General features: G+C 53.5%; 16 protein-coding genes. All 16 read left to right on the top strand.

The genetic code is table 11. The annotated features are described in order from the left end of the window. Nucleotides 1-76 precede the first annotated feature (76 nt). The 16 genes from ileS (at nt 77) to FDZ78_RS10605 (ending at nt 19,983) form a co-directional block, all read left to right on the top strand. The gene (ileS, locus tag FDZ78_RS10680; protein ID WP_136408532.1) at nt 77-3,523 is read left to right on the top strand and encodes an isoleucine--tRNA ligase; all 3,447 of its coding nucleotides are present in this window, start codon (nt 77-79) and stop codon (nt 3,521-3,523) included. A gap of 55 nt (nt 3,524-3,578) precedes the next feature. After that, complete coding sequence (locus FDZ78_RS10675) at nt 3,579-3,962, top strand: TraR/DksA family transcriptional regulator (protein WP_107031949.1); 384 nt, start codon at nt 3,579-3,581, stop codon at nt 3,960-3,962. A gap of 42 nt (nt 3,963-4,004) precedes the next feature. Further along, a complete protein-coding gene (locus FDZ78_RS10670; RefSeq protein ID WP_123398347.1) occupies nt 4,005-4,640 on the top strand; it encodes a lipoprotein signal peptidase in 636 nt (211 codons plus the stop codon). 47 nt (nt 4,641-4,687) lie between these two features. Then, nucleotides 4,688-5,479 (top strand): DUF4296 domain-containing protein, encoded by a 792-nt coding sequence (locus FDZ78_RS10665; RefSeq protein WP_124075791.1) that lies wholly within the window; start codon nt 4,688-4,690, stop codon nt 5,477-5,479. 43 nt (nt 5,480-5,522) lie between these two features. Continuing rightward, nucleotides 5,523-5,837: a hypothetical protein gene (locus tag FDZ78_RS10660; RefSeq protein WP_136408531.1), complete on the top strand. Its 315-nt coding sequence runs from the start codon at nt 5,523-5,525 to the stop codon at nt 5,835-5,837. 75 nt (nt 5,838-5,912) lie between these two features. After that, a complete protein-coding gene (locus FDZ78_RS10655; RefSeq protein ID WP_136408530.1) occupies nt 5,913-8,324 on the top strand; it encodes a carboxypeptidase-like regulatory domain-containing protein in 2,412 nt (803 codons plus the stop codon). A gap of 2 nt (nt 8,325-8,326) precedes the next feature. Beyond that, a complete protein-coding gene (locus FDZ78_RS10650; protein WP_137426200.1) occupies nt 8,327-10,120 on the top strand; it encodes a tetratricopeptide repeat protein in 1,794 nt (597 codons plus the stop codon). A 96-nt stretch (nt 10,121-10,216) separates the two neighbouring features. After that, on the top strand, nt 10,217-10,855 hold the full coding sequence (locus FDZ78_RS10645; protein WP_107031955.1) for a response regulator transcription factor: 639 nt from the start codon (nt 10,217-10,219) through the stop codon (nt 10,853-10,855). 58 nt (nt 10,856-10,913) lie between these two features. Further along, nucleotides 10,914-11,306, top strand: coding sequence for a hypothetical protein (locus tag FDZ78_RS10640; RefSeq protein WP_123398342.1), 393 nt, complete (start codon nt 10,914-10,916; stop codon nt 11,304-11,306). A gap of 211 nt (nt 11,307-11,517) precedes the next feature. Beyond that, nucleotides 11,518-12,189, top strand: a complete 672-nt coding sequence (locus tag FDZ78_RS10635; protein WP_123398341.1) for an SH3 domain-containing protein — start codon at nt 11,518-11,520, stop codon at nt 12,187-12,189. A gap of 27 nt (nt 12,190-12,216) precedes the next feature. Beyond that, on the top strand, nt 12,217-13,374 hold the full coding sequence (locus FDZ78_RS10630; protein WP_123398340.1) for a hypothetical protein: 1,158 nt from the start codon (nt 12,217-12,219) through the stop codon (nt 13,372-13,374). 245 nt (nt 13,375-13,619) lie between these two features. Beyond that, a complete protein-coding gene (gene rpsF, locus FDZ78_RS10625) occupies nt 13,620-13,985 on the top strand; it encodes a 30S ribosomal protein S6 (protein ID WP_107031959.1) in 366 nt (121 codons plus the stop codon). Further along, entirely contained in the window at nt 13,986-14,255 is a 270-nt protein-coding gene (rpsR, locus tag FDZ78_RS10620) for a 30S ribosomal protein S18 (RefSeq protein WP_172480316.1), read from the top strand. It abuts the gene before it with no gap. Between the two features lie 21 nt (nt 14,256-14,276). Then, the gene (rplI, locus tag FDZ78_RS10615) at nt 14,277-14,717 is read left to right on the top strand and encodes a 50S ribosomal protein L9 (RefSeq protein ID WP_123398339.1); all 441 of its coding nucleotides are present in this window, start codon (nt 14,277-14,279) and stop codon (nt 14,715-14,717) included. Between the two features lie 281 nt (nt 14,718-14,998). After that, a complete protein-coding gene (locus FDZ78_RS10610) occupies nt 14,999-17,851 on the top strand; it encodes a TonB-dependent receptor (RefSeq protein ID WP_136408527.1) in 2,853 nt (950 codons plus the stop codon). A gap of 224 nt (nt 17,852-18,075) precedes the next feature. Then, entirely contained in the window at nt 18,076-19,983 is a 1,908-nt protein-coding gene (locus tag FDZ78_RS10605) for a GDSL-type esterase/lipase family protein (protein ID WP_107031963.1), read from the top strand. Nucleotides 19,984-20,003: the final 20 nt, after the last annotated feature.

The following is a 20,003-nucleotide window of genomic DNA, read 5'->3' as shown; positions in this document are numbered from 1 at the left end:
TACTTTTGCAAAAATTTTCTGAAAACACCTGTAAATATATAACAACAGATAGCTTTTTTAGCAAAAACATAACCCTATGTCAAAAAGATTCCCTGAATACAGCGGCTTGAACCTGCCGGAAATCAATGACTCGGTGCTCGAAAAGTGGAGCGCTGAAGATGTCTTCGCCCGCACAATGTCGGAGCGTGAAGGTTGTCCTTCGTTCGTATTTTTTGAAGGTCCTCCTTCCGCCAACGGAAAGCCGGGCATACACCATGTGCTTGCCCGCACTATAAAAGACATTTTCTGCCGCTACAAGACCATGCAGGGCTTCCAGGTGAAACGCAAAGCCGGATGGGACACCCACGGTCTACCTGTGGAACTCGGTGTGGAAAAAAATCTCGGAATCACCAAAGAAGACATCGGCAAGAAGATCTCTGTCGACGAATACAATGCCGCATGCCGCCGCGAAGTCATGAAATATACCGGCGAATGGGAAGACCTCACCCGCCGTATGGGCTATTGGGTCGACATGCCGAACGCCTATATCACCTACGACAACCGCTACATCGAAAGCGTGTGGTGGCTCCTTGGCGAACTCTACAAAAAAGGCTATCTCTACAAAGGCTACACCATCCAGCCCTACTCTCCCGCCGCCGGCACTGGCCTCAGCTCACATGAGCTCAACCAGCCCGGATGCTACCGCGACGTGAAAGACACCACCTGCGTGGCCCAGTTCCGCGTAGTTGATGACAACGCTCCCGCGCTCGCGCCCTACCGCGACATCCTCTTCAAGTGGGGAACTCCCTACTTCCTCGCCTGGACAACCACCCCCTGGACCCTTCCTTCCAACACTGCTCTCGCTGTCGGTCCGGACATCACCTATAATATAGTACGCACCTACAACCCCTATTCAGGCAAACCGGTGACCGTGGTAGCGGCTGATGCCCTCATGGGATCGCTCTTCAACGCAAAAGCCAAGGATCTGCCTCTCGACAGCTACTCTAAAGGCGACAAACTGATCCCCTATGAAGTCGCAGCCCAGGTTAAAGGCCTCGATCTCGTCGGCATCAACTACGAACAGCTCCTCCCCTGGGTCAATCCCGGCGAAGGCGCATTCCGCGTGATACCAGGTGACTATGTGACCACCGAAGACGGTACCGGCATTGTCCACATCGCGGGCACATTCGGCGCCGATGACCTCCGTGTGTCAAAGCAGAACGCCATTCCCCCGCTCCATCTCATCGACCGCGACGGAAACATCCGGCCGATGGTCGACCTGACAGGCCGTTTCTACCTCCTTTCAGACCTCGACCCGAAATTTGTTGAAGAGATGGTAGACATCGAAGCCTACACCCCCTGGCAGGGCCAGTACGTCAAAAACGCCTACAACCCCGAAGCAACCGAAGAGACCGAGACTCTCGATGTGAAGATCTGCATGGAACTCAAAGCCACTGACAAGGTCTTCAAGATCGAAAAGCATACCCACAACTATCCCCACTGCTGGCGAACCGACAAACCGGTGCTCTACTATCCGCTCGATTCATGGTTCATCAAAACAACCGCCGTGCGCGAACGCCTCATGGAACTCAACGACAGCATCAAGTGGAAACCCGCCTCCACAGGCAGCGGCCGTTTCGGAAAATGGCTCGAAAACCTCCAGGACTGGAACCTCTCGCGCAGCCGCTACTGGGGCACTCCGCTCCCCATCTGGCGCACCGAAGACGGCGCTGAAGAGCTCTGCATCAGCTCAGTAGAACAGCTCTATACCGAAATCGAACATGCTGTCGAAGCCGGACTCATGACCGAGAATCCCTATAAGAAAGCAGGCTTTGTTCCCGGCGACTACGCCAAAGACAACTACGAGAAGATCGACCTCCACCGTCCCTACGTCGACGACATCATCCTTCTCTCCCCCTCCGGCAAAGCCATGCGCCGCGAAAAAGACCTCATTGACGTATGGTTCGACTCAGGCTCCATGCCCTACGCCCAGATCCACTATCCGTTCGAAAACAAAGAAGCCTTTGACAACCGCGAAGTCTATCCCGCCGACTTCATTGCCGAAGGTGTCGACCAGACACGCGGATGGTTCTTCACACTCCACGCCATCGCAGGCATGGTGTTCGACTCCATATCCTACAAGACCGTGATCTCCAACGGCCTCGTGCTCGACAAATACGGCAACAAGATGTCGAAGCGCCTCGGCAACGCCGTCGACCCCTTCGGCCAGATCGGCCAGTATGGCGCGGACCCCGTGCGCTGGTACATGATCTCCAACTCATCGCCGTGGGACAACCTCAAATATGACGAAAAAGGCGTCCTGGAGACTTCACGCAAGCTCTTCTCGACCCTCTACAACACATACAGCTTCTTCGCACTCTACGCCAACGTAGACAGCTTCGACCCCTCGGCTCCGCAGGTGCCCGTTGAAAAGCGCCCTGAGATCGACCGCTGGATACTCTCCCTGCTCAACACCCTCATCCGCGAAGTGACCGAAGCCCTTGACGACTACGAGCCCACCCGTGCGGCCCGCGCCATCGGCGAATTCGTCGGCGACAACCTCTCCAACTGGTACGTGCGTCTCAACCGCAAGCGCTTCTGGGGCGGCGACATGACTGATGACAAACTCGCAGCCTACCAGACCCTCTACACCTGTCTGCACACCGTCACCCTCCTCATGGCGCCATTCGCCCCCTTCTTCGCCGACCGCCTCTACCGCGACCTCACAGGCTCTGAAAACTCCATCCACCTCGACCGATACCCCGTGGCCGATCCATCGCTCATCGATCCCGACCTCGAAGAGCGCCAGAAACTCGCCCAGGACATCACCTCGATGGCCCTCGCACTGCGCCGCAAAGTCAACCTCAAAGTGCGTCAGCCGCTCCACACCATCATGGTGCCCGTGGCCGATGAAAAGCGCCGCGCCGCCGTCGAAGCCATAATGGACCTTGTCAAAAGCGAAATCAACGTCAAAGACCTCAAGATCGTAGGCAATGACGAAGGCATCCTTGTCAAGAGCGTGAAACCCGACTTCAAGAAACTCGGCCCGAAATTCGGCAAAAACATGAAAGCCGCAGCCGAGATCATCAAGAACCTCGACGCCAAATCGATCGCTGCTCTCGAACGCGACGGACATCTGTCATTCGACCTCAACGGCACACCAGCCGAGGTAGAGCTTTCCGACGTGGAGATCATCTCCGAAGACATCCCCGGATGGCTCGTGGCAAACGAAGGCAGCCTCACTATAGCCCTTGACGTCACCGTGACTCCCGAACTCCGTCGTGAAGGCATAGCCCGTGACATCGTCAACCGCATCCAGAACATCCGCAAGGCCCGCAACTACGACATCACAGACCGCATCCGCCTCGTCTTCGCTCCCGGAGCCGACACCGACGATGCCATCCGTGACTTCGCCGACTACATTTCGCGTCAGGTGCTCGCCACCTCTCTCGAAATCGTTCCGCTCGCCGACTCTGCCGAAGGCATTGAGGAACTCTCGATGGACGACGTAACCGCACGTGTGCTCATCTCGCTTGACAAATAAGATTCTTACTTCGTAAATCTATATCCTAAAACTATTTTACGCAACACTTGATCCAATGAGTGAAAAGACCCGTTACACAGACGAGGAGCTCCTCGAATTCAAGGAGCTGATCCTCCAGAAGCTTGAAAAGGCTCAGAAAGAATACGACTCTCTGCGCGGCCTGATCAACAACACTGACGGAAACGACACTGCCGACACATCGCCGACATTCAAAATCCTCGAAGAGGGTGCCAGCACCCTCTCCAAGGAAGAAGCCGGCCAGCTTGCCCAGCGCCAGCGCAAGTTCATACAGCACCTCCAGAACGCCTTGATCCGCATCGAGAACAAGACCTACGGCGTATGCTGTGAAACCGGCGAACTCATACCAAAGGAACGTCTACGCGCCGTCCCCCACGCCACCCGCAGCGTTGAAGCCAAAAACTCGCAGAAGAAAAAGTAATCTGCTCAACTGATTTTATTAACGCCCCCCCTTTAAAGCCCGATGCTCAAAAGCCGTACCGCAATAGCCTCCATGATCATCATCCTTGTCGTGCTGATCGACCAGGCTGTCAAAATATGGATCAAGACTCATTTCTATCTGGGAGAAGACCTGCAGATCTTCTCCTGGTTCCACTTGTATTTCATTGAAAACAACGGCATGGCTTTTGGCATGGAGCTGGGAAGCAAACTCGCCCTGACACTCTTCCGCATTGTTGCCGTAGGCTTCCTGATCTGGTACATCATACGCATTAGGGCGCTGCGCTCAGTCCCCGCTGGCTACATAATATGTCTCGCCTTTGTGACAGCCGGAGCCGCAGGCAACATCTTCGACTGCGTGTTCTACGGACTGATCTTCAACAACCCTATGCCACCCCAGGTCGCCACCATCTTCCCCGAAGCCGGAGGCTACGCCCCTCTCTTCCTCGGCAAGGTGGTTGACATGCTCTACTTCCCGCTCTTCAGCTTCGTCTGGCCCGACTGGATCCCATTCGTAGGCGGACAGGAGTTCCTCTTCTTCCAGCCGATATTCAACATCGCCGATGCCGCCATCTCTTGCGGAATCATAGCGCTCATACTCTTCTACCACCGCTACATCCTCGGCCCGAAAGCCCTCGCGGAACTTCCTGACAGACACTGACATCAACCACCTACCATTCCACCTTTCACCCCCCTCTGAACACCGACGTGCGCCATCTTCCCCTGATCATCGTCTCCACACTGCTTCTGCTCCTCGTTGCCTGCGGAAAAACTCCCGGCTATGTCATATCGCCCGACAAAATGGCCGAGATCATGGCCGATCTCCACACCGGCGAAGCCGTAGTCGATGCCAATGGAGCAGCCTATCGCAACGACTCGGTCAAAAGAGCACTCATGCAATCCATCTGCGAGATCCACGGAGTCACGACCGCCGATCTCGACACCTCGCTATACTGGTATGGAAACAACCTCCCCGAATATGTCAAGGTCTACGACAAGACCATTGAGATCCTCAACGCCCGTATAGCCGAAGTAGAAAAATCCGGAGCAAAAACCGCCGGCCGAATCCAGCGCGACACTCCTGACGGAGACTCTGTCAACATCTGGCGCGGACCGCTCATGCGCCGCAACACCGCCGGCAACCCCTCTGACTTCATCTCATTCACCTACAACTCAGAGCGCAACTGGGAACGCGGCGATCGCTACACCCTCTATGCCCGTCCGCTCAACCCCCACTCGCCCCTGTTCATGACCCTCGCCGTGACCTACAACGACGGCACCGCCGAATACGTCACCCTCAACCAAGGCTCCGAGGGCCGCAAACAGCTCACACTCGTCCTCGACTCTGCCAAGACTGCAACCAACCTCTACGGCACCATCCACTACTCCGCAGGCCGGGGTGAAATCTCCTATATCGACTCCATAGCCCTCGTCCGCACCCGTGGCCGCAACGACAACGTCAAAGCCCGTCAGGCCCAGCACACAGTCAGAATCCGCTAAGAGGTTATTTAAAACAACCTCTAAACCATCACTCTCCAGACACATGTTATCAGTCAGAGTCCACGCAGCCGTGGCCAACGGCAAAATCACCCGCAACGCCATAGTCCGCTACACGTCCGAACCACAGCCGGGCATGCCCCCGCTTGTCAAACCGTTCGAAGGCGAAATCCACTCCACCACCGACCTCAACGGCATCGCCGTCATAGTCCCCGCCGCCTACAGGCTGCCTGAGTCACTGACCCCGCCCGACCACATCTCAGCTCCGGGAGCATTCGACGCCTATCTGACCCTGCTTGCAACCTCAGTTCCACCCGTAACCGCCACTGACACAGCCGGAGTCATCACCATAGAGTTCTGACACACACAATTTTTCACGCACCACCGCGTTATGTAATAAGACAACCAATCATCTTTAGCCAACACATCCCGCATAATGCACGGCCACGGACTCCGTTTTAAGATACTCCTGCTCCTCCTCACCCCCCTGCTTGCCCTCCTCACCGAAGGACAAGTCAAAATCCACGGCAAAATCACCGACAGCGAAGGCAAACCCGTTGAATTCGCCACCGTCCGCATAGGCGGAACCATCATCGGCACCACCTCCGGACTCGAAGGCGACTACTCCCTGTCGTGCCCGGCCGCTGACACCATTCACATCCACTTCTCCTGCATAGGCTACCGTGAAGCCACCCGCGCGCTCATCGACGCCAAAGGCGATGTCACCCTCAACATGCGCCTCCAGCTGAGCACCGAAATGCTCCAGCAGGTCGAAGTCACCGAACTCAAAAAGCAGACCGGATCGGTCGGCAAAATCGATGCCACAGAACTCCGCAAAAGTCCCGACGTGCAGGGAGGCAGCGTAGAAAGCCTCATCACCACAATGGCCGGCGTCACCGGATCAAACGAAATGTCAGCCCAGTACTCCGTCCGCGGCGGCTCATATGACGAAAACTCCGTCTACATCAACGGCATCGAAGTCTACCGCCCGCAGCTCATCACCTCAGGCCAGCAGGAAGGCCTCAGCATCATCAATCCGGACCTTGTCGGCTCCATAGGCTTCTCGACCGGAGGCTTCCCAGCCGAATACGGCGACAAAATGTCATCTGTCCTCGACATCACCTACCGCCAGCCCCAGTCATTCGAAGGCTCGCTCAGCGCAAGCCTCATGGGCGGTTCGCTCACCGTCGGCCAAGCATCAGGAAAATTCTCCCAGCTCCACGGCATCCGCTACAAACGTAACTCCTCGCTGCTTGGATCAATGGACACAAAAGGCGAATACAACCCGGCATTCTTCGACTACCAGACATCGCTGACCTGGCAGTTCTCCAAAAAACTCAAAGCATCCTTCCTCGGCAACATCGGTCTCAACCAATATAAATTCACACCTCAGAACCGCACCACCACCTTCGGAACGACAGCCGATGCAAAGAAATTCACCGTCTACTTCGACGGTCATGAAAAAGACCGCTTCGACACCTACTTCGGAGCCCTCTCTCTCGACTACCGCATGAACCGCGGCACCAACCTCCAGCTTCTCGCCTCAGGCTATCTGACCGACGAACTCGTGGCCTATGATATTTCCGGCGAATACTGGCTTGACCAGGCCGGCACCTCCGATGTAGGCGGCGAACTCGGCGTAGGACGCTATCACGAACACGCCCGCAACCGCCTCAAAGCCTCCGTACTCTCCATCGCCCTGAAAGGACAGTCAGCCCTCAACCCCCGCCACACCCTCACCTACGGCATCAGCCTCCAGAACGAAAAAATCATGGACCGCAGCCGCGAATGGGAGCTGCGCGACTCTGCCGGATTCTCACTCCCCGCCACAGGCTCGGAACTCCGTATGGTCTACAACCTCGACTCCCGCCACGACCTCAGCTCCACACGCCTCTCGGCCTTCGCCCAGGACGCATGGAAGCTCAGCACCTCCGCCGGCTTCCTCACCGTCAACGCCGGCCTGCGCCTCAGCTACTGGAGCTTCAACAGAGAACTGCTCCTCAGCCCGCGCCTCAACATCGGCTTCATCCCCGACAAAGCCCCATCATGGGCCATCCGATTCTCCACCGGACTCTACTACCAGTCACCGTTCTACAAAGAATACCGCATGCCGGTCATCGATGACAAAGGCAACCGCACCATCCTGCTCAACTCCGACATAAAATCGCAGCGGAGCTTCCACCTCATAGCCGGAACCGACTACACCTTCCGCGCCCTCAGCCGCCCCTTCAAGCTCTCAGGCGAAATATACTACAAAGCCCTCTCCAGCCTCGTCCCCTACGAAATAGACAACCTGAAGATCGTCTACTCCGGCCTTAACGAAAGCTCAGGCTACGCCGCCGGCATCGACATGAAACTCTTCGGACAGTTCGTGCCCGGAAGCGACTCCTGGATCAGCTTCTCGCTGATGAAGACAAGCGAGAACCTCCACGGCGTAAAAGTGCCACGCCCTACTGACCGCCGCTACAGCTTCGGCATGTTTTTCACTGACTATTTCCCGAAATTTCCTCGCCTAAAATTCGCCCTGCGCGGAATCTTCATGGACGGACTGCCATCCACCGCACCCCGCTCCACACGCGACAAGGGCTACTTCCGTATGCCGGCCTACAAGCGTGTCGACATAGGCCTATCCTACGCCCTTCTGCCCGAACTCAAAGAAGGAGAATCACGCTCAGGCTTCGGACGCCACATCAAAAGCGTCTGGTTCGGGCTCGACCTCTTCAACCTCTTTGACATCTCCAACGTAGCCTCCTACTATTGGGTCACCGATGTCAACAACATCCAGTATGCCGTTCCAAACTACCTCACCCGCCGTCAAATAAATCTACGGCTCACAATCGACTTCTGAATATGAACCGCACCAAGACCTTTCTGTTTTTTTTGACACTCCTTTCAGCCGTTGCGCCCTTGCCTTTGGCCGCTCAGATCGACGAAGAGACCATTCAGCACATCGACTCTTACGTCAACGTCAACCCTGACAGCGCCGTTATCCTGTGTAACAATGCGCTTGCCCAAATGCCCGCCAAAGCATCAAGCCACAAGTCATATCTGCTGGCCATACGAGGAAATGCCCACTTCACCCTCGGCGACAATGCAGCCGCTATAGCCGACTTCAAAGCTTCATTCAGAGCAGCCGAAGAAGTAGCCGACACGACAGCCTGCGTCAACGCCCTCTCTGACCTCGGTGTGACCTATCGCGTCAACCAGCAGACAGACTCGGCCCTGATCTGCTACAAGCAGGCACTCGCCATGCTTCAATCGAGCGATTCGCCTGATCTTGAAGCCAGCATACTCACCTCAATAGCCGTCCTGTTTGCAAACCAGGCCCGTCTTGACGAAGCCGTATCATTTGCGGAAAAAGGGCTCGAAAAAGCACGCCTGACAGACGACATCCAGACTCAGATATATGCAGCATCATCGCTCGGCTCTGCCCTCTTCCTTGCCGGACACCACGAACGGGGCCTCCAGACCCAACGCTACATCATCGGAGTAGCCGAAAAGAAAGGAATCCCGCGCTACATGCTTAAGACCTATGCCCCGATAATCGCCATGCACAACCGTCTCGGCCACCCCGACTCCGTCAGATACTACATTGACCGCGGAAACGCAGTGCTCGACAAAGTCCCGGAAGCCTCAGTCGAATCCATCGGCTTCCTCGAACAGAGCTTTGTCATACTCACAGACATGGGCCGTTATCGAGAAAGCCTTGACATCCAGAAGAAAATTCTGGCCATGCAGGACTCACGCCCCTTCATACCGCTCGACCGCCTATGGCAACGCATAGCCCTCAACTACAAAGGACTGGGCGACATTGAAAAAATGGATGAAGCCTACCAGACAGCCATCGCCATTGCCGACAGCATCCACCAGAGCGACATCAACGATCAGATCTCCGACCTGAACATCCGCTATCATACCGCCGAAAAAGAACTCGCCATAGCCAACCTGCAAGCCGAAAAATCGCGGCGCGACACAATCATCGCTCTCATAACGGCAGGAGTGATAATAGCCTCACTCCTACTGATAATATATCTACGTGCGCGACGCCGGAAAATCGAAGTCGAAAACATCCGCGCCAGACTCGACGGCATCGAACAGGAACGCGGACGCCTCGCCCATGAACTCCATGACGGAGTCTGCAACGATCTTCTCGGCATTGAGCTCACACTGGCCGCAGGCCGCTGTGACACCGGAGAACTTTCAGAAATGATCCGAACCACACGCAACGAAGTCCGCTCCATATCCCACGAGCTCCTTCCCCCTCGCTTCAACGGCCTTTCTCTGACACAGCTCATAGCCGCCTACGCCCAGAAAAGCGAAGGATTCGTCAGCTACCAGCCCTCTGCCGGCGCAATTGACATCGACCCGGAAAAATCAATCAACCTCTACCGCATCATCCAGGAATGGACCGGAAACCTGCGCCATCACAGCACAGCCACCTGCGCAACGGTAAGCCTGGCGGAATCCGAAGGAGAAATCACTCTTGACATCACCGACAACGGCGCCCCCTTTGACCCCTCGGCAGTCACATCCGGCGGACTCGGCCTTGAAAATCTCAACCGCCGTGTGAAAGCTCTTCAGGGCACACTGAACTTCTTCGAAAAAAACGGAACCAACCACATATCCGTCAAATTTTTTAAATAAAATCGACCGCACTCACGGAATTCCGTGATTTATATATCAACGCATTTGCCTAATTTTGTGGTGTGAAATATTTAGACAACGTTTTCACCACCCCCTATGGCAAAATCTGATATGAAAATCCTCTTGGTCGATGACCATGATATTGTGCTCCGCGGAATGCGCCACCTCATTGAGGACATTCTCGGAGAGGAATGTCATGTGGATGGAGCCATGACCGCAGCCGAAGCCCTCTCCCAGACGTCATTCCGCACCTATGATCTATGCTTGCTCGATGTCGAGCTGCCAGACGCGCCCGGCATAACGCTTCTTCGCAAAATACGTCAGATCTGTCCGGGCATCAAAATTATCGTAAACACAATCCATGAAGAACTGTGGATCATCAAAGACTATTTTGATGCCGGAGTCGAAGGAATATTGTTCAAAGACGTGCTCTCATCCGAAATTGCCACCGCAATCCGCCGTGTGGCCGATGGCGACACATATTTTTGCAAACGGGCCGAGCAACTGCGACGCCTGATTGAAACCTATGAAATGCCCAGCCCCAAGGAGCTCGAAGTGCTCCGTCTCATAGCCTCAGGCAAAAAGACTGATGACATTGCCGCAGAAATGGGACTGAGTTCCAACACCATCGAGACCCACCGCCGCCACCTCCTCAGCAAACTCCACGCACGCAACTCCGCTGAATTAGTACTCAACGCTGTCAACCACGGGCTGCTCCCCACATCGCGCATCTGATCTGCAATCCATCGCCACACCCAACACAATCAATAAAAACTTATCAACCACTCATCACATGAAAAAATTACTATCTTATCTCACAGCAATCTGTCTGTCATGCACTATCCTGACCGCCTGCGGTGGTCCTTCTTGGGACCCTGAACGCGCCCAGGAACTTGATTCAAAGGAATTCGAAAGCCTTACACCCCAGGATTTTGACGAAATGCTCGACCTCATGGAAGGTTATTGCTTTAACTCAGACATACCCAAATCAGGGTCCGAAGAGTGGGACAAGCTCACCGAAGAGCAGCGTGACGAATATCGCGCCTCATTACGTATGTTCATGAGACTCTCAGGCACAGCGAAATCTATGGCAACCGCTACCAAACGGGTGGTTTCCGACTCTCAGGTCGAAGCATATGAAGCGCTTATTAAACGCGTCAAAGAAGAAATGATAAAAAAGCAATAATAAATAACCTGATTTTTTTAACCTGACTTAATCATTATATATTCCACAGCCACAAGGCTACACCCCCTGATCTTAGACTCAAATCAGGGGGTGATCACTTTAGAGGGCATTTCACAACAACGTCCTATTATCACCTCATTTTTTCTAAGAAACTGTAAAAAACAGCATCTAATACCCCTATTCCGAATCATAAACCAATTCATTTCACCCCATGAAATCAGTATTCAGCAAAATAACATTAATTATTGCCGTCGGAGCAGCCATGCTCACAGCCTCATGCTCGAAAGAAGTTCCCGAAACCTATGTCGCCGTAAAGATGGCGGGAATCGAACTGAAATCTTCGCCCGACGCAAAATCAGAAACAATAGCCCCTGCATCAATGGGCGAAATCTTCCGCTTTACGGAATTTCCGGCCGACGGATGGGTTAAAGTCCGCAACATCGCCACAGGCACCGAAGGCTATCTCGACACCCTTGCCTTCTCCCGTTCAAAATTCCCCCTCCTCGCACCCGAACTCGCCGAACAGGAAGTCGACGAAGCCTATCTCGTCAACACCGAAACAACCGACATTTGCGAGCAATCTCTCGGATGGTCATTTTGGAAAGTTGGCGACGGAGATGATGTCAGAGCCTTTCTGTCAGAATCTACCGTTTACACCGACGGCCGCATCAGAGGCTACCAGACTTATTATAAAGGTGTAGCCCGAAACGGCTACCTGCTTCTTGACGAACAGGTGGAATATGGCGAAGAAAACGGCACTAAACTCGAATCGCCAATCATCGTATGGGAAGACATCGCTGACCGTCACGGAGTTTACGTCAACGGCAAACTCTTCATCCCAGCCAACTCCGGAGCCGGCTTTGACACAGACGGCTGGGAGTAATAACAAATATAAAAATAAAAAATCAATATGAAAATAACAACTCTGAACTCAGCCTTCCGCACACTGTGCATTGCCGTCATGACTGTCACAGCAACAGGCGCTTCTGCTTCAATCCCTTTGGCAGGCATCTATGAAATGAATGACAAGGAAGACATGAGCAAGCATCAGATGTATCTGGAACTGGATTTCATAAATTCACGTCCCGACTTCACTCAGACATTCACCACAAAAAGGTCTGAATTCAAATTGCTTCCGAGCGATTTCATGCGGGCCAAAAAACTCAGCCGCGAATTCAAGGGGACAACGGCTCCGGGGTTCGGCAAATATCGCCACCACATGCTGTTTTCAAGTTCCGAAGAATTTCGGATAACCAATCCCCGCCTTAAGAAAGGCATCATCCTTGTTGAGTGGGAAAACACCTTAGGGAAAAAAGGTGAGGCCATTATCATTCCTCAGCCCGATGGCTCTCTCGTGACCTATGGTCTGACCACTTTCGACCGGCTCATAGGCCCCGACGGCCATAAATTGACACTTGTCAAAAGCCTTTTGCCAGATAAAGACAATGGCAATAACGATAAGCCCGACAAAGAAAAAACGGAAACATTTACGGCTGACGGAGGCCTTGTGCAAGAAATAATAACTATCTGCACCTACCCCGGTGGTGTGCCCGACGCTATCAAACGCCTACGGGAACTGCCTGATGACGATACTCCGGCAACGGCTCAGAAACCTGTCGCCACCGCCAAGCCACAGGCTTCAGAGAAACGCCCCGCTACGACTACGATTCCGGAAGACAAGAAAGACGACACTTTCAACACATTTGTCAGCAACGACGGAAGTATTTGGAGGGCACACTCTACTTTGGCTAAATTGGGACTGGGTAAAACCGGCGTGATGGTAGCAAGTGCCACATTCACAGACGGAGGCAACGGCACAGTTATAATGAACATGGCTCAGGATATCGCACCGGGAAACTGTAAGGGTTATCATTTCGAATACATTTACTCCGGAAAAGTGGTCGGGAAAACCGTAGTATTTGACAAAATCACAGTTACCGTCCGTAATGGCGTTCGTGACCCGGACGCACGGCCAAAACCGGCTCCCAAAAACGAACCAAACGTCATCACACTCCTGTCACCGACAACCTTTGATTTCTCTGGCTTGAAATTCACCAAAATGAAATAATCACAGCCTCACTCAAAGAAGAATACCAATAACCCGCACCGATAGTAGCTTATGTAACGACTGTTCAGCCTACATGCCGGACAGTCGTTACTTATCTTGCATCTTATAACGCAATTGCGCACAAACTTTATCAGAAAAATTTTGCCGGTTACTGGAAAATCACTACCTTTGCAGCCGAAAAAGTGTGCCCGCCGAATTTCCGGCGGACCGAAACAAACACCAATCACTATAATTAATCAACCAAAATGCATTACGAAACCGTTTTCATTTTAACTCCCGTTTTATCTGACCAGCAGATGAAGGAAGCGGTAGAAAAATTCGAGAAGGTGCTCACCGACAACGGCGCATCAATCGTAAACGAAGAAATCTGGGGCCTTCGCAAGCTTGCTTATCCCATCCAGAAGAAATCTACCGGCTTCTACTCACTCGTTGAGTTCGACGGCGATCCCACCCTCGTCAAGAAACTTGAAACCGCATTCCGCCGCGACGAACGCGTGCTTCGCTTCCTCGTGTTCCGTCTCGACAAGTATGCAGCTGAATACGCTGAAAAGCGTCGCAGCAACCGCGCTAAAGAAACAACCACAGTCACTGAAGAAGCAAAGGAGAACTAAATCATGGCACAAGCATCTGAAATCCGCTACCTCACTCCCCTGTCGGTAGACGTTAAGAAGAAAAAATATTGCCGTTTCAAAAGAAGCGGAATCAAATACATCGACTACAAGGACCCCGAATTCCTGAAAAAGTTCCTCAACGAACAGGGCAAAATCCTTCCCCGCCGCATCACCGGCACCTCGCTCAAATTCCAGCGTCGTGTGGCTCAGGCCGTTAAGCGCGCCCGCCACCTTGCCCTCCTCCCCTACGTTACCGACTTGATGAAATAACTTTAAAAGCTATCAGGAATTATGAAGATCATTCTCAAAGAAGACATCGCCAACCTTGGCTACAAAGACGATGTAGTCGAAGTCAAGAACGGATATGGTCGCAACTACCTTATCCCGACCGGCAAAGCAGTGATTGCAACCGAATCAGCTCTTAAAGTTCTTGCTGAAAACCAGCGTCAGCGCGCCCACAAGCTCGCACGCATCAAGGCTGAAGCCGAAGCCGCCGCAGCCGCTCTTCAGGACGTTAAGCTCACCATCGGTGCCAAGACCTCTTCTACCGGTACTATTTTCGGCTCTGTAAACGCCATCCAGATTGCAGAAGCTCTCGAAAAACTCGGCCACAACGTGGACCGCAAGCTCATCTCGCTCGACCCCGTCAAAGAAGTCGGCAACTACACAGCTATCATCAAGCTCCACCGCGATGTTACTGTAAACGTGCCCTTCGAAGTTGTTTCTGAATAATCATCCTTCAGCAAACCCTTCAACGGAAAAAGCATAAAAATATCAGGCGACCCTATGCTGTTCATAGGGCCGCCTGATTTCTTCTGAAAATCACCGTCAGGCAGACACCGGCAGATAACACATTTTAACAACTCCGGCTTTTTCCCCGATTCATCGTCTAAAGCACCCTGTAGGTAGATAAGAGCCTCCGCCCGATTAAACTTTTGAGTAATTTTACGGTCAGAATTGACAGTCAACAATAATCCACCAACCAACAGAACTGAAAAAGAGAACTGAAAAGAATGACACGTTTCAACCGTTTAACATTGCTGTTCACCATCCTTCTGATTTCATTCACCACCTCCTTAGCCGCAAACATCACCGGCATAGTGAAAGATCTCGACACACAGGAACCGCTCCTTGAAGCAGCCATCAAACTCGTTGCTGCAAAAGACAGCACTTTCATAGCCGGAACAACAACAGACATCGACGGCAAATTCACACTCTCAAGCATAAAAGCCGGAAAATATATTCTCACCGTAAGCTACATCGGATATGCCGACCTCGAAAAACCTGTCACCGTCGGAGCCTCTAACCTCCGCCTCGGAGTGCTCGGCATCAAAGAATCCTCCCACATGCTCGGCGAAGTCAGCGTGGTAGCCGTAAAGACCCCCATCAAAGTGATGGAAGACACCGTTGAATACAACGCCGACTCATACCACACACAGCCAAACGCCGTGGTTGAAGACCTTCTCAAACGCCTTCCCGGCGTAGAGGTCGGCACCGACGGATCAATCACAGCCAACGGAAAAACCATCAGCAAATTCCTTGTCAACGGAAAGGAATTTTTCAGCGACGATCCCCAGGTAGCTTCCAAAAACCTTCCCGCCAACCTCATCGACAAACTCCAGGTAGTTGACCGAAAAAGCGATATGGCCCGGCTCACAGGAGTCGATGACGGAGAAGACGAGACTGTCATCAACCTCACATTCAAACAAGACATGAACCAGGGTTGGTTCGGCACCGCCGAAGCCGGCTACGGAACCGATGACCGCTACACCGGCTCCTTCAACCTCAACCGTTTCTGGAACGGAAACCAGGTAACACTCCTCGGCAACTTCAACAACACCAACCAGATAGGCTTCACTGACAGCAACGGCAGCCGCTTCCGCCGCTTCGGAGGCAACAACGGCATCACCGAATCGCGAGCACTCGGCCTGAACTTCAACGTGGGCAAGGAAGAGATCATCCGCGTAGGCGGCGACATCATGTGGAGCAACACCGATGCAAAGACCATCACCAGACAGGAACGCCAGTATCTTTTCGAAGACTACTCCACATATTCGAAAATCAACAAATCCGTCCGCGACCGAGGCAACAACTTCCGCGGTGACTTCCGTGTGCTTTGGAAACCAGACTCATTCAACACCCTCGAATTCCGCCCCAACTTCTCGCTCAACTTCAACAAATCTGAAGACCACGAGCTGACAGACTACTTCAACTCCTCGATGGTGCAGGCAAGTAAAAACAATGCCCGCAGCAGCAGCGACGGCGATTCATATGAATTCGGAGGACGCCTCATATACTCCCACAACTTCAAGCGCCACCGCGGACGCGCGTTCTCGATCTCCGGACAATACAAATACTCAAACGTAATCGAGACCGGCACATCGGTCAACGACTTCATCCGATATATCATGGACGAAGACGCCGACAACTCCCAGGACACATCAGACCTCCTCGACCAGTACAACGACAACCACACCTGGAGCAACCAGGTGATGGGCCAGTTCACCTGGACCGAACCGCTCGGCAACGTCAGCAACGGCAACTTCCTCACCTTCAGCTACCGCATGAACTACCGCTGGAACAACGCCGACAAACTCGTCTACAACATCCCTGATGACTACGAATATGGTGACATCATGCCCCCCGTAACCCTCAACCCCGACGGCACCCTGACCACAATCGAACCCGATCCGGACTACTCAAACCGCTACCGCAACAACTCCTTCAACCAGAACATCCGTCTCGGCTACAAGAAAGTCACCAAAAACTCAACTCTCGAAGCAGGCCTCTCACTGGTGCCGCAGATGTCAAAGTCGATCTACCTCGACAACTCCGACAAAAACATAGACCGCTGGGTGTGGAACTACGCCCCCTTCCTGCGCTACCGCTACAAATTCAGCAAGCGCCGATCCATCCAGCTCAACTACCGCGGACGCTCATCACAGCCCTCTATGGCCCAGCTGCAGCCCGTGGCCGACATCTCCAACCCGACCAACATCATCCAGGGTAACCCAAACCTCGACCCATCGTTCACCCACAACGTCAACATCCGCTTCCAGGATTTCAACACCGAATCGCAGCGAAGCATCATGCTCATGGGCGACTTCCAGATGACACAGAACTCCATAATCTCCAAATCGCTCATCAAGGATGACGGTACACGCGAAACAACCTATGCCAACGTCAACGGTGTCTGGAGCGGCCGCGTGATGAACATGTTCTCCATGCCCCTGCGCAACAAGAAATGGAGCCTCTCAAACCACGTCTTCGTCAACGCAAACCGCTCGGTAGGTTTCAACAACGGCCAGCGCAACGCCTCGCTCTCCTTTAGAATCAACGAGAGTCCGGGCATCACTTTCCGACCCGATCATTTCGAACTCGAACTGCGCCCGCGCTATTCAATGGAAACCACCTTCAATAGTGTTCAGAAAAACGCCGACCAGACAGTACACACCTACGGCGGACGCTTCGACGGCACCTACTACACTCCCTGGGGACTCACCCTGCAGTCCGACATCAACTACTCGGCCACCTCAGGCTATGCCGCCGGCTACGACACACGCACATGGATGTGGAACGCCACCATCTCCCAGCAGTTCCTGCGCAACAAGGCTCTGACTCTCGCCGTGAAAGTCTATGACCTTCTCAACCAGCGCAACAACATCCGCCGCAACGTCACCGCCAACTATATCGATGACACCCGCTACAACTCACTCACCCGCTACTTCATGGTGACTCTGAGCTACCGCTTCAACACCTTCGGCAAAGGCAACGAACCTTCGGCCGCAGGCGGAGGCGATTTCATGAGAGGCCACGGCGGTTGGCCCGGCAGAGGACCCGGCGGCGGTCCCGGTCGCAGGAACTGATAAATTTTTCCTGACAAAGCAGAAAAGTTTCGCCTTACAGGCTACATCAAACCGTAAAATCGTGTCAAGAGCTAAAAATCAATGCTTTTGACACGATTTTACCTTTTATCACCACTGCTTTGAATCTTTTTTACCCTCCTTTGAGGTCAGTTTGAGATAATTTTGCACTATTACAATTGCACATTTTTTGCATCACAAATCAATATCTCAAACTCAATAAGTCCATGAAAAATTTTGCATCCCTGCTCGCGGCAGCCGCCCTGATCTTTGGAGGATCTCAGTCGGCCGATGCTGCGAAAAAGGTCCACACCATCGGTGACAGCACTATGGCCAACTACGACGAATCGGCCACCATCACCAGAGGGTGGTGTCAGTATCTCCAACAGTTCCTCGATGGAATCGAAGTAAACAACCGCGGCAAAAACGGCGCTTCAAGCAAAAGTTTCTATAAGGAAGCCGCCTTCTGGACCTCTGTCAAGACTCAGATGTCGCCCGGCGACTACGTCCTCATCCAGTTCGCTCACAACGATGAAAAGACGCAGGGCATGGACGGCGACGAACTGATTGCCTACTACAAATCCATCGGCGATGACGCTCAGGCTGCCGCAACAGACTACCGTGGCACCAACCCCTCGACCACATATAAAGAATATCTCCGCAAATACGTCACCGAGACGCGCGATGCCGGCTGCATCCCTATCCTTGTCGGCCCGATCTGCCGCATGTACTTCTCCGGCAACGACATCCGCCGCAACGGCCGCCACGACCTCGGTGACAATTTCTCGAAACTGACCTCAAGCGGCGTTTTAACCTCTCAGAAAGTAGCTGCATCTGACAATTCTATGGACTATGTCTGGCAGATGGAGCAGGTTGCCAACGAGATGAACGTTCCCTTCATTGACCTCACTACCGCCACAGCCGACCTCTATCTCAGCTACGGCGACTCTGACTGCCATTCGATTCTCAGTGACGGCGACGGCTCCACCCACCTCAGCGCCGTAGGTGCCGCCCTGATCGCCCGCCGCTTCGCAGGCCTTTGCCGTGAAGCCGGTGTCATGTCCGAGCACATCCGTCTCACCTCCGACCTCAGCGTCAGCCCCTCTGCCGCCGACCTCGGCCGGGGCTATGTAGGTCAGACTCTGACCAAGGAACTCATGGTGACAGCCTTTGACCTCACTCCCGCAGCCGGTCAGCTCACCGTCACAGCCGAAGGCAATGCCGAAGTCTCGACCGATCTGACCGAATGGAGCAAAAGTGCAAGCGTCAGTTACGAAGGCGGCACCATCATCAGGCGCTTCTCTGTCCGCATGACTCTTGAATCTGACAACAACGATGCGAAAATCATTGTCAGCGCCGGAGGCAAGTCCACAGAGATCCCCGTCACCGCCTCTGCCGTCCAGCTCTCAGGTGGCACCGAAGTCACCGCCTACTGGCGCCTTGAAAAAGATGACAGCTACACTCTTTCAGGACCCGCCACCGTCATACCGGAATCATGGGTAGGCATGACTTTGCAGAAATACTCCAACCCCAACGCCAACACCGTCTGGCCCGAAGGCACCGGCTTCGAGGCCTCGCGCAAGACTCAGCGCAATGTCATTCAGGGCGACAGTTGGCCCGCCGGCGAAATCGACGAGGTCTCTACCCGCTACATCGAATTCGGCATCACAGCCATGCCTGAAACCACACTCAACATCGACGAAATCAGCTACTACATGTGTGGCTGCGGCGGCAACGGAATGTGTGTCCACGTCTACTATTCTACCGAAGATGATTTTTCCGACACCAAACTCATCTATGAAAAGAAAAGTATGCCCGCCAACACTATGCTCGACGGCACCGTCCGCCCCATCATCTCGCTTGAAGGCGGCAAGTCGCTCCGTCTGCGTTTCTACCCCTGGTACAACTCCGCAGCCACCGGAAAGACCATCTGCCTTTCCGACATCCGCTTCCACGGCTGGGCCACTGCCTCCGGCGAATCCGGCATAGCTGAAATCGAGGGCGACCGCACAATTGTCGAGACGAGCTACTACACTCTTCAGGGCTGCCGTGTCAGTAATCCCTCGTCAGGATTCTACATTGCCCGCAGCCTTTACTCCGACGGCTCTGTCAAAACCGAAAAAGTGATCCTCTGATACGCATCATAACCAAATCT

This window comes from Duncaniella sp. B8 (genome assembly GCF_005304985.1).
GTDB lineage: Bacteria > Bacteroidota > Bacteroidia > Bacteroidales > Muribaculaceae > Duncaniella > Duncaniella muris.
The sequence above is the reverse complement of the archived record's forward strand: the minus strand, read 5'-3'. Positions and strand labels throughout refer to the sequence as shown.

Coding starts and splice junctions, on each gene's coding strand:
- ileS (WP_136408532.1), top strand. CDS start 77: ATGTCAAAAAGATTCCCTGAATACAGCGGCTTGAACCTGCCGGAAATC.
- FDZ78_RS10675 (WP_107031949.1), top strand. CDS start 3,579: ATGAGTGAAAAGACCCGTTACACAGACGAGGAGCTCCTCGAATTCAAG.
- FDZ78_RS10670 (WP_123398347.1), top strand. CDS start 4,005: ATGCTCAAAAGCCGTACCGCAATAGCCTCCATGATCATCATCCTTGTC.
- FDZ78_RS10660 (WP_136408531.1), top strand. CDS start 5,523: ATGTTATCAGTCAGAGTCCACGCAGCCGTGGCCAACGGCAAAATCACC.
- FDZ78_RS10655 (WP_136408530.1), top strand. CDS start 5,913: ATGCACGGCCACGGACTCCGTTTTAAGATACTCCTGCTCCTCCTCACC.
- FDZ78_RS10650 (WP_137426200.1), top strand. CDS start 8,327: ATGAACCGCACCAAGACCTTTCTGTTTTTTTTGACACTCCTTTCAGCC.
- FDZ78_RS10645 (WP_107031955.1), top strand. CDS start 10,217: ATGGCAAAATCTGATATGAAAATCCTCTTGGTCGATGACCATGATATT.
- FDZ78_RS10640 (WP_123398342.1), top strand. CDS start 10,914: ATGAAAAAATTACTATCTTATCTCACAGCAATCTGTCTGTCATGCACT.
- FDZ78_RS10635 (WP_123398341.1), top strand. CDS start 11,518: ATGAAATCAGTATTCAGCAAAATAACATTAATTATTGCCGTCGGAGCA.
- FDZ78_RS10630 (WP_123398340.1), top strand. CDS start 12,217: ATGAAAATAACAACTCTGAACTCAGCCTTCCGCACACTGTGCATTGCC.
- rpsF (WP_107031959.1), top strand. CDS start 13,620: ATGCATTACGAAACCGTTTTCATTTTAACTCCCGTTTTATCTGACCAG.
- rplI (WP_123398339.1), top strand. CDS start 14,277: ATGAAGATCATTCTCAAAGAAGACATCGCCAACCTTGGCTACAAAGAC.
- FDZ78_RS10610 (WP_136408527.1), top strand. CDS start 14,999: ATGACACGTTTCAACCGTTTAACATTGCTGTTCACCATCCTTCTGATT.
- FDZ78_RS10605 (WP_107031963.1), top strand. CDS start 18,076: ATGAAAAATTTTGCATCCCTGCTCGCGGCAGCCGCCCTGATCTTTGGA.